This is a genomic window from Brevundimonas sp., assembly GCF_030682035.1.
Classification (GTDB): Bacteria; Pseudomonadota; Alphaproteobacteria; order Caulobacterales; family Caulobacteraceae; genus Brevundimonas.
On record NZ_JAUXQZ010000035.1, the window covers coordinates 1 to 1,195 of the forward strand.

Annotated in this window: 1 protein-coding gene; it reads right to left on the reverse strand. The window is 62.9% G+C overall.

Translation table 11 applies throughout. From position 1 onward, the window contains the following. Window positions 1-1,136: ISAzo13 family transposase (locus Q8K49_RS09660; protein WP_370867762.1), on the reverse strand; the 1,136-nt coding region annotated here is incomplete at its 3' end. Window positions 1,137-1,195 lie beyond the last annotated feature (59 nt).

The following is a 1,195-nucleotide window of genomic DNA, read 5'->3' on the forward strand; positions in this document are numbered from 1 at the left end:
TGCTTGGCTGAGATCTTCTTGCCCGTCGGGTATCGCCGACGATCGAGAGTCGCTTTGACGACCAGGCCCGCGCTGTTCGTGGTGTGGCCAATCAGATTCACGACGGTCTCGTAGGTGCGGAGCGGTTTGCCCCGCCAGTTCATCGTGATGAAAGAGAAGAGCCGGTGCTCGACCTTGTTCCACTTGCTTGTTCCAGGTGGAAAGTGGCTCACGTGAATCGGCAAACCGAGCTTGTCGGCGAGGCGCTGAAGTTCAAATTTCCAGACGCGTGGCCGATGCCCGTTGCTGCCGCCCGCGTCGGCGGTGATGAACAGTTCCGCCGCATTCGGGTAGCGCTGGCTGCCCATTCGCCGCCACCACGCTTCGATTGACGTCACTGCGAAAACTGGCGTGTCGTGGTCGGTGCCGACGTTCACGAAGCCGCTGTTGTCCGCCACGTCATAGACACCGTAGGGAATCGCTTTGCCAATCGCAAGGGTCGGGAAGTCGTGCACGTCGACGAGCTCGGGAGAGTCCGTCGGTTGCCACTCGACGCCAGCATTCTTGAAGTTGCCGACGAGCTCCTTCTTCTTCGTATCGACTGAAATGAACGGCGCGCCGCGCTCGAGGCACTGCTCGGCTTGAGCGTTGATGTACTCAAATTGCGCGTTGCGGTCGGGGTGCTGCGACCCTTCGACGGTCTTCTTCGCCGCTTGGAGGCTGAATCCGAGCTGGTGCAATAGCCTGCCGACGGTCTTGTCGCTCACGGGGATGCCGTGCGCGTCGAGCATCTCGCGCGACAGGGTGACGGCGCTCTTCGCACTCCAGCGCAACGCGGATTCGGGATCACCTCTCGTTGCCGGGTCAACGAGCTTCTTCAGCGAGGGCACGAGCTCGGGATGCACGTCCTCGTGCATCCGCCCGCCGCCGCCCTTCCGGCGCACCCTGACGAGGTCATCCGGCTTGGCGCCCGTGCGAAGTTCGTTGCGCCCCTTGGTCACGGTACTGATCGCCAGACCGGTCGCTCGCGCAACGGCAGCAATACCGCCTCGACCGAGCGCCTCGGCTTCGGCGCCGGCCCACAAACGCGTCACGCGCTCATCCATCGAGCCTTTCAGCGCGACGAACTTGGACCGAATCAGCGCCTCGACTTCCACACTTCGCGTAGATCACGATCGCGAGCGGCTGTCGATCGACTTGTCGTTCCGAGGGCCCT